Raw genomic sequence first — 932 nt, 5'->3', positions numbered from 1 at the left:
CACACGCCTCGACCCGCACCCGCGCACCCAGCCCGGACAACTCCGCCACCAGCTCCGCCACCCCCGGCGCCTGCCCGCCCCGCCGGCTCACCAGCAGCAGATGCCCCACCCCATAGACCTCGACCAGGTGCCGGGCCACCAACGCCCCCAGACCACCCGTGCCACCCGTGACCAGCACCGTGGCATCCGGCCCGAACTCCAAACGCCCCTCCCGCGGCACGACCGCCCGCACCAGCCGCGGCACCCACACCCCGCCCCCGCGAACCGCCACCTCCGGCTCACCCGAGGCCACCACCGACCCCAGAACCCGCCGCCACTCCTCACCCGCATCCACATCCACCAGCACGAACCGACCCGGATTCTCCGCCTGCGCCGCCCGCACCAGCCCCCACACCCCGGCCACACCGAGATCCACATCCTCATCCCCGGCCACCGCCACCGCGCCCCGCGTCACCACCACCAGCCGCGAAGAGGCGAACCGCTCCTCGGCCAGCCACTCCTGCACCACACCGAGCACCTCACCCGCCGACACCCGCACCGCCTCAGGCACACCCGCCGCCACCGGCGAAGCCAGCACATACACCACCGCCCCGGGCACGGCCACACCCCGCCCGACCGCCTCCCGAGCCATCACCAGATCGAACACACCACCCGGCAGACCTGACCCGTCCCCGGACCCGTCCAAGGACCCGTTGCCCGGTGTCTCCTGCTCCGCCGCGAGCGGCGTCCACTCCACCCGGTGCAGAACACCCGCCCCCGCGTCCAGACCGGCCGCCGAGACCGGACGCACCGTCAGCGCCTCGATGTCGGCCACCGGCGCGCCGCTGCCATCGGCGATGCTCAACCGCACACACGTACTGCCCGCGTCGGTGTTCCGGCTCGCCCGCACCCGCAACGCCGTCGCACCCACCGCATGCACCGCCACCCCGCTC

General features: G+C 74.4%; 1 protein-coding gene. It reads right to left on the bottom strand.

Translation table 11 applies throughout. The features are described from left to right. Positions 1-844 (bottom strand): SpnB-like Rossmann fold domain-containing protein (locus tag ACWJ6R_RS37085; RefSeq protein ID WP_449066662.1); only part of this gene is annotated, 844 nt, incomplete at its 3' end. Positions 845-932: the final 88 nt, after the last annotated feature.

The sequence above is a fragment of the Planomonospora algeriensis genome (genome assembly GCF_977012225.1).
This window is presented reverse-complemented; position numbering and strand designations above follow the sequence as displayed.